6 protein-coding genes, 1 tRNA gene and 2 pseudogenes are annotated in these 6,886 nt (G+C 72.8%); 3 read left to right on the forward strand and 6 right to left on the reverse strand.

The genetic code is table 11. The features are described from left to right. Positions 1-286 (reverse strand): annotated as a pseudogene (locus ACUJ8O_RS11195) (DNA-binding response regulator); the annotation flags it as partial. Continuing rightward, the gene (locus ACUJ8O_RS11200) at positions 283-525 is read right to left on the reverse strand and encodes a helix-turn-helix domain-containing protein (protein WP_078025801.1); all 243 of its coding nucleotides are present in this window, start codon (positions 523-525) and stop codon (positions 283-285) included. The gene ACUJ8O_RS11200 and the pseudogene ACUJ8O_RS11195, both read right to left, overlap by 4 nt. A gap of 154 nt (positions 526-679) precedes the next feature. Between ACUJ8O_RS11200 and ACUJ8O_RS11205 the strand changes: the two genes are divergently transcribed. After that, positions 680-970, forward strand: coding sequence for a helix-turn-helix domain-containing protein (locus tag ACUJ8O_RS11205; protein ID WP_369441070.1), 291 nt, complete (start codon positions 680-682; stop codon positions 968-970). Here ACUJ8O_RS11205 and ACUJ8O_RS11210 read toward each other — a convergent pair. Next, a tRNA-Asn gene (locus ACUJ8O_RS11210) sits at positions 932-1,003 on the reverse strand. The two genes, ACUJ8O_RS11205 and ACUJ8O_RS11210, sit on opposite strands and share 39 nt — an antisense overlap. A gap of 206 nt (positions 1,004-1,209) precedes the next feature. Between ACUJ8O_RS11210 and ACUJ8O_RS11215 the strand changes: the two genes are divergently transcribed. Beyond that, positions 1,210-1,884, forward strand: coding sequence for a PepSY domain-containing protein (locus ACUJ8O_RS11215; RefSeq protein ID WP_445373382.1), 675 nt, complete (start codon positions 1,210-1,212; stop codon positions 1,882-1,884). 81 nt (positions 1,885-1,965) lie between these two features. On the opposite strand, the gene dnaG is transcribed toward ACUJ8O_RS11215, so the two are convergent. The 3 genes and pseudogenes from dnaG to ACUJ8O_RS11230 all read right to left on the reverse strand — a co-directional run. After that, positions 1,966-3,876, reverse strand: coding sequence for a DNA primase (gene dnaG / locus ACUJ8O_RS11220; protein WP_069942016.1), 1,911 nt, complete (start codon positions 3,874-3,876; stop codon positions 1,966-1,968). 30 nt (positions 3,877-3,906) lie between these two features. Then, positions 3,907-4,152 carry a hypothetical protein gene (locus ACUJ8O_RS11225; RefSeq protein WP_069942019.1) on the reverse strand — a complete coding sequence of 82 codons (246 nt, stop codon included), beginning with the start codon at positions 4,150-4,152 and terminating at the stop codon, positions 3,907-3,909. Between the two features lie 62 nt (positions 4,153-4,214). Further along, positions 4,215-4,958 (reverse strand): annotated as a pseudogene (locus ACUJ8O_RS11230) (arsenic resistance protein); the annotation flags it as partial. Between the two features lie 89 nt (positions 4,959-5,047). Between ACUJ8O_RS11230 and ACUJ8O_RS11235 the strand changes: the two are divergent. After that, positions 5,048-6,631, forward strand: a complete 1,584-nt coding sequence (locus ACUJ8O_RS11235) for an anthranilate synthase component I family protein (protein ID WP_122054126.1) — start codon at positions 5,048-5,050, stop codon at positions 6,629-6,631. The last annotated feature ends 255 nt before the right edge of the window (positions 6,632-6,886 follow it).

Raw genomic sequence — 6,886 nt, forward strand, 5'->3', positions numbered from 1 at the left:
CCTCACTGATCTGTGTCGCGGATGCGATCGCCCGAGTACTCATCCCCACCTCACGGAGGGACAGCACGATGTCCTGTCGCTTTTCCAGCGGCGGCCGAAGATGCAAGTTGCCGAACTCCCGAGTCACGTACTCGTCCCAGCTCCGGTACCCCAGAACTTCCCAAGCCCGCCCCCGATACGCGGACCGGATCAGGTGGTACACGGACTCCAGGCCGGTCTTGATCTGGTCTGTGACTTCTCGCGCCGCCTCTGGGGTGTAGGCCAGCTGAAGTGAATAGCCGTTCATGCCTCGGCCAGCTGTTCATCTGCAGCATCGATGCCGGCTACCAACGTCGCGAACGGCACGCCCAGGACACGGGCGAGCTCCAGCAGCTCGCCTAGGCGGAATTCGACCTGCCCGGACATCCGCTTGGAAAGACCGTCCGGGGTGAGACCGGCCAGTGCCGCTGCGCGGGCCTGGGTTAGGTCTCGTCTACTGATTTCGGCTGCCAGGTTCGACCTGACACAACGGGTGTGATTGCTCATGGCCCACACTGTATGCGCTGTACGCATATCTGCCCAGCCCTCGCCTTGCGGTCATCGCAACTTTTTTTCTCTGACCTTGTGCGCCGTTCGCCTGAGCCATAGGGTCTTGCCCATGACGAACTCGAACGAGGAGAGCGGCTCGGATTTCAATTCGATGGTCGCCGCAGAGGTGCGTGCTTGGCTCGCCCGCTCCGGCAAACGCCAGGCAGACCTAGCAGCAGCGCTCGGCGTCTCACAGAGCGGCATCTCACACCGGCTTCGCGCGCGGGTGGCCTTTACGTTGGAGGAGCTGGCCACCATCGCGGAGGTCTTCGACATCACGCTCGCGGAGCTGCTCGGCCCGGTCATCCTCCAGGCACGAAGAAGCCCCCACACCGACATGGTCGGTGCAGGGGCCTCTGCTCGGCTCCCCCGGTTGGATTCGAACCAACAACCCTTCGATTAACAGTCGAATGCTCTGCCGTTGAGCTACGGGGGAATGTGCCGCGAACCGCCGGAGCCGTTCGGACAACGGATGGAACTCTACCAGAGCCCCCGCCCGCGTGCCACCCGGCCGCGGGGCGCCGTCGTCGCCCTGCCCGCCCCCGGGGACCGGCGGCCCTTGCCAGGCACGGCTCCGGCAGGCCTACCGTGCGAGGACATCCCCAGAATCATCAGGAACGGACCCGAAGGAGAGACGTGTCCATGACCATCACGACCCTCACGCGTAAGACCGCCCTGACCGGCACGGGCGTGCTGGCCGCGCTCGCCCTCGCGGCTTGCGGCACCACGTCCGACAACGGCGACGACGGCTCCGTCTCGCCGGAGGTCGACGCCTCCTCGGCAGTGGCGAGCACCCCCGCCACGGACGACGCCTCGACCACGTCGGCCTCGGCGTCGTCGTCGGCCTCGTCGACGTCGGCGTCGTCGACGGCCGCCGCGGCCAGCAGCGGCTCGGGCACCGGCCAGGCCGACGACCCCGCCTACGCGGTGATCGACGCGGTCCTGGAGAAGCACGGCGACGGCATCATCGTCGAGGTGGACGCCAACGATGACGACACGACCTGGGAGGTCGACGTCGTGGTGGGCGAGGAGGTGAAGGAGCTGGACGTCACCGCCGACGGCGACATCACCGAGACCGACCGCGAGTCGGATCTCGAGGACGTCCAGAAGGCGAAGGACGCCGAGGTCACCGCCCAGCAGGCACTCGACACCGCCCGGGAGGGCCGTGACGGGGTGACCCTGGACGAGATGGACCTGGAGGACGACAACGGCACCCTCCAGTGGGAGGTCGGGTTCGATCGCGAGGACGGCTCCGACGGCCCCGAGGTCGAGATCGACGCCACGTCCGGCGAGGTGCTCACGGTCGACGAGCGCTGACGCCGCGCGGCCGACGGGCCGCCGTTTCCCGAACGAAAACGCGCCTGGAGCCGCCGTTTCCCGAACGAAAACGGGTGGGGGTCAGTCGTCGGCTCGGAGGGCCCGGCGGCGCGCCTCCAGTTCCATGAGCTCGCTGTTGAGGCGGGTGAACTCGGCGGGGTCGCCCTCGGGGCCGAGCCGCTGCAGGCGCCCGAGCAGCTCCTCCTTGCGGTGCACGATCTGCAGGGCGAACAGGCGGTTCATGATGTCCCGGCAGTACCGGTCCACATCCTCGGGAGTGCGGGCGGGCAGGTCGCGGACGGCCAGCTCGGAGACGACGCCGGCCACCTCCTGGGGCACGGCGTCCCGCACGGCGTCCACCCAGCGCTGCGGCGTCGCCCCCGCCGACCCGGCCATCTTCACGCCCTGGTGGACGGCGGCGTACTGCGGGACCGTGAAGCGGGCGGCGTACAGCGCGGTCCACTGCTCTGCGGAGAGCAGGGTCGGATGCTGCAGCACCACCTCGAGGGACTCCCGCTCCCGACGGGCGACGGGGTCGCGCGGATCCACCGGCACCACGATCTTCGGCGCCGGGGCGGCGGCCTCCCCGTGGCGGCCCGTGGGCCCGATCGCCTGCCCGTCGTCCGCCGGGGCCGGCCGTGCCTCGGGCTCGGGCCCCCGCCGCGGCGCGCGCCCGGCCGCGGCCACGGCGCGGTGCACGGCGTTCGGGTCCAGGCCGAGCCAGCCGGCCAGCTCCCGCTCGTAGCCGGGACGCAGGACGGCGTCCTTGATGCCCGCCACGATCGGCGCGGCGTGGCGCAGGGCGCCGGCGCGGCCCTCGACGGTGTTCAGGTCGTAGTCCTTCAGCCCCGCCCGGATCGCGAATTCGAAGAGCGGCCGCCGCGAGGCGATGAGCGCGCGCACGGCCTCGTCGCCCTTCTGCATGCGCAGGTCGCACGGGTCCATGCCGCTGGGCTCCACGGCCACGAACGTCTTGGCGAGGAAGCGGTGGTCCTCGTCGAACGCCTTGAGGGCGGCCTTCTGCCCGGCCTCGTCGCCGTCGAAGGTGAAGATCACCTCGCCGCCCGTGCCGTCGTCGGAGATCAGGCGGCGGGCCACCTTGATGTGGTCCGCGCCGAACGCGGTGCCGCACGTGGCCACGGCCGTGCCGACGCCGGCCAGGTGGGCCGCCATCACGTCCGTGTAGCCCTCGACGAGCACCAGCTGGCGTTCCTTGGCGATCGTGCGCTTGGCCAGGTCGATGCCGTAGAGCACCTGGGACTTCTTGTAGAGCGGCGTCTCGGGGGTGTTCAGGTACTTGGGGCCGGGATCGTCGTCGTAGAGCTTGCGGGCGCCGAAGCCGATGGTCGCGCCGGTCATGTCCCGGATGGGCCAGAGCAGGCGGCCGCGGAACCGGTCGTACAGGCCGCGCTGTCCCTCGGACACCAGCCCGGAGGCGCGCAGCTCCTCGTCCCGGAAGCCGCGCTGCCGGAGGTGGTCCAGCAGATGCGACCACCCCTGCGGGGCGTACCCGAGGCCGAACTGCACCGCGTGCTCCTGCGTGAACCCGCGCTGGGTGAGGAAGTCGCGGGCGGCCTGGGCCTCGGGCGAGCCGAGGGCCCGACGGAAGAACTCGTCCGCCACCTTGTTCGCCTCGAACAGGCGACGACGGCGCCCCGTCTCCGCCTTGTCCGGGCCGGTGCCGCCGTCCTCGTAGTGCAGCTCCACCCCCACGCGGGACGCCAGCCGCTCCACGGTCTCCGTGAACGTGGTGTGCTCGAGTTCCATGAGGAAGCTGATGACGTCCCCGTGCGCGCCGCAGCCGAAGCAGTGGTAGGTGCCCACGCCGGGGCGCACGTGGAACGACGGCGTCCGCTCGTCGTGGAACGGGCACAGCCCCTTGAATGAGCCCACGCCTGCCGAGCGCAGGGTGACGAACTCCTCCACGACGGCCTTCAGATCCGTGCGCTCGCGGACGAGGTCGATGTCCTTGCGCACGATCAGTCCAGCCATGCGGACCATTCTAGGGAGGGGGCGGAGCGGTCAGCCCCGAGCGGAACCGGCCTGCGTGGATGGCTCGGTCTCCGCTGCGGCCTGTGCAGGACCGGTCCCTGCCGCGCGGGACGCTTCGGTCCGCGCCGCGTCCACTCCCTCGGACGCGGGGCGCCCGGTGGCGGGGTCGATGACGGGCAGTGCGCCGGTGGCCGCCTCGACCAGCGGATGGAACAGCGCGGCCGACGCCAGGCCGCCGTGACGGCGGCGCGCCGAGGACACGAACGAGAGGCTCATGTCGCCCACCATAGCCACCCGGGACCGTGATTCCGGTCACGGTAAGGCAACATTCTGGGCGGTCAGGTCACGGTTCGACCCGCGCCCGCCCCCGCGGACTGCCCGTGCAGCGGCAGCAGCCGGGGCACCAGCCGGACGAGGCTCACCATCGCCCCGAGCTCCACGAGCGTCTGCGTCACCACCACGAGCGGGGCCGGGTCCAGGCTCGCCGGCAGGGCCAACGCCAGCGGCAGCACGACCAGGGAGTTCCGCGTCACGCCCGAGAACACGAGCGCCCGTCCTGCGGGCACGTCGAGACGCGCCCACCGCGCAGCCACCACGCCGAGGGCCACCATCACGGCGGCGAACGCCGCGAACAGGGGCACGACGGCGGCCAGTGCGGGCAACCGCTCCCCCACCCCGCGGATCTGGGAGGCGACCACCGTGAACAGCGTGACGACCATGAGCGGGACCATCGCCGCCGTGCACCCGCGCACCACCCCGGCTGCCGTGCGGCGCACCCCGCCGCGGCCGCGCGCCGTGCCCCACTGGAGCAGCGCCGCGAGCGCGAGCGGCGCCAGGATCAGCAGGACCAGCGCACGGACGAAGGGCCCGACGTCGACCGCGGCCACGGCAGCCTCGCCGGCGACGACGCGCAGCAGCACGGGCAGCACGGGCAGGACGGGCAGCACGACCAGCTGGACGAGCATGAGCAGCGGAGCCGCCGCCAGCAGCCGCTCGGCCGCCCCGCCCGCGAGCGCGGTGAACGCGATGACGTAGTCCACGCACGGGGCCAGCAGCACGAGGAGCACGCCCACGAGCAGCGCGGCGACCAGGGCGCGGCGGGGCGGGGAGGACGGCATGCCGCCAGCGTACGGAGCGATCCGGGCGGGGGCTGACCCCTACGCTGGGGGCCATGCCCACCGCCCCCGCACCGTCCGTGGCCGCTGCCACCCCGTTGCACGTGGCCGTGCGCACGCTCGACGCCGCGGCGCTCGCGGCGGCCGGACACACGGCGGCGACCGCCGTGGCGGCGGTCTACGCGCACGCCGTCGTGCGCGGGGCGGCGTCGTTCTGGCTGGACTCGGCCCTGCCGGACCCGGCCGAGGCCCGCTGGTCCGTGGCCGGAGACGGCCTGGACGTGCTCGGCGAGGAGCAGGGCCGCACGCCCTCCCCCGGCCCGCGGCTGGTCCGGCACGACGACCCTGCCGATCCGGACCGCGCGTGGGCCGACCTCGCGGCCGCGGCCGCGCCCCGGCCGGTGGTCGGCGGCGAGGGGCTGCCGCTGCGCGGCGGCCTGGTCGGCTGGCTCGGCTACGAGCTCGGCCTGGCGGATCTGGGGGTGACACCGCCCTCACCCCGACCCGGGGACCCCGCATCCCTGCCCGCGCAGTTCTGGGTGCGCCCGTCCCGCTACGTGGTGGCGGACCACGCGGCCGGGGTGCTGCACTGCTGCGTCGTCTCCCTCGCTCCGACCGCCGCGGAGACCGGGGCCGACCGCTGGGCGGCGGACGTGCGCCGCGCCCTCGCCGCGGCCCGCCGCGCTCTCGAGACGGCGTCGGGCGACGTCGTCGTGCCCCCGCCGCGGGACGCCGGCCCGGGACCACAGGCCGACGAGGAGGCGCCGGGCACGTGGCGCGAGGACCGGGCGGCGTACGCCGAACAGATCGCCCGCTGCCGCGCCGCGCTGCACGCCGGCGACTCCTACGAGCTGTGCCTGACCACCCGCTTCGACGCCGATCCCGGGCTGCGCGTGGACCCGCTGGTCCTCTTTCACGAGCTCGCCGCGCACCAGCCGGCCCCGTATGCGGCGCTGCTGGAGCACGGCACGGGCGCCCGCCGGTGGGCCGTGGTCTCGGCCTCACCGGAGCGGTTCCTCGCCGGGCGCGCGGGCCGGTACAGCACCAAGCCGATCAAGGGCACCGCCGCCCGCCTGGCCGACCCGGTCGCGGACGCCGAGGCCGCCCGCGCGCTCGCCGCCGACCCCAAGACGCGCGCCGAGAACCTCATGATCGTGGACCTGCTGCGCAACGACCTCTCGCGGGTGTGCGAGCCCGGCTCTGTCGAAGTCCCCTCCCTCATGGCGGTGGAGAGCTACGCGAGCGTCCACCAGCTCGTCTCCACGGTCACGGGCACGGCACGGGCCGGCGTCGAACCCGTGGATGTGGTGCGGTCGCTGTTCCCGGGCGGGTCGATGACGGGCGCGCCGAAGCGACGCAGCGTCGAGCTGCTGGCCGCGTGGGAGGCCTCCCCGCGCGGGGTCTACTCCGGGGCGCTGGGGATGTTGAGCGCGGACGGGACGACGTCGTTGTCCGTCGTGATCCGCACGGCCGTGCTTGCCGGGGGCCGCTGGTCCGTGGGGGCCGGCGGGGCGATCGTCGCGGACTCGGACCCGGCCGCCGAGCACGACGAGGTCCTCCTCAAGGCCCGCGGCCTGCGCCGGGCCCTCGCCCGCGCCGCCGGAACGGGCGTGCCGACGACGGCGCCCGACGTCGCCTGACCCCACACCGTGGTCCGGGGGCGATATTCGGCGGTATTCCGACGGAATAACGCCGCAAACCGCCCCCGGACGAGGGGGGCGCCCACCCGTGCCGCCTGCCTAGGTGTTGTGGGTCATGAGGTTCTTGCCACGAGGCGCCGGCTGAGATGAGACGAGTGGGCCTCTCCCGCAGGATGGAAGTTCCTACACCACCCACCTGCCCGAAAAGACCCACTCATGACTCACGCTAACGCACCCCTGACCCCCACCGGCCGA

It is taken from the genome of Micrococcus sp. EWR3.9.1, from assembly GCF_052615555.1.

Excerpts from the sequence above, each read along its gene's own strand:
- ACUJ8O_RS11235 (WP_122054126.1), top strand. The coding sequence starts at position 5,048 with ATGCCCACCGCCCCCGCACCGTCCGTGGCCGCTGCCACCCCGTTGCAC.
- ACUJ8O_RS11215 (WP_445373382.1), top strand. The coding sequence starts at position 1,210 with ATGACCATCACGACCCTCACGCGTAAGACCGCCCTGACCGGCACGGGC.
- dnaG (WP_069942016.1), bottom strand. The coding sequence starts at position 3,876 with ATGGCTGGACTGATCGTGCGCAAGGACATCGACCTCGTCCGCGAGCGC.
- ACUJ8O_RS11225 (WP_069942019.1), bottom strand. The coding sequence starts at position 4,152 with ATGAGCCTCTCGTTCGTGTCCTCGGCGCGCCGCCGTCACGGCGGCCTG.
- ACUJ8O_RS11205 (WP_369441070.1), top strand. The coding sequence starts at position 680 with ATGGTCGCCGCAGAGGTGCGTGCTTGGCTCGCCCGCTCCGGCAAACGC.
- ACUJ8O_RS11200 (WP_078025801.1), bottom strand. The coding sequence starts at position 525 with ATGAGCAATCACACCCGTTGTGTCAGGTCGAACCTGGCAGCCGAAATC.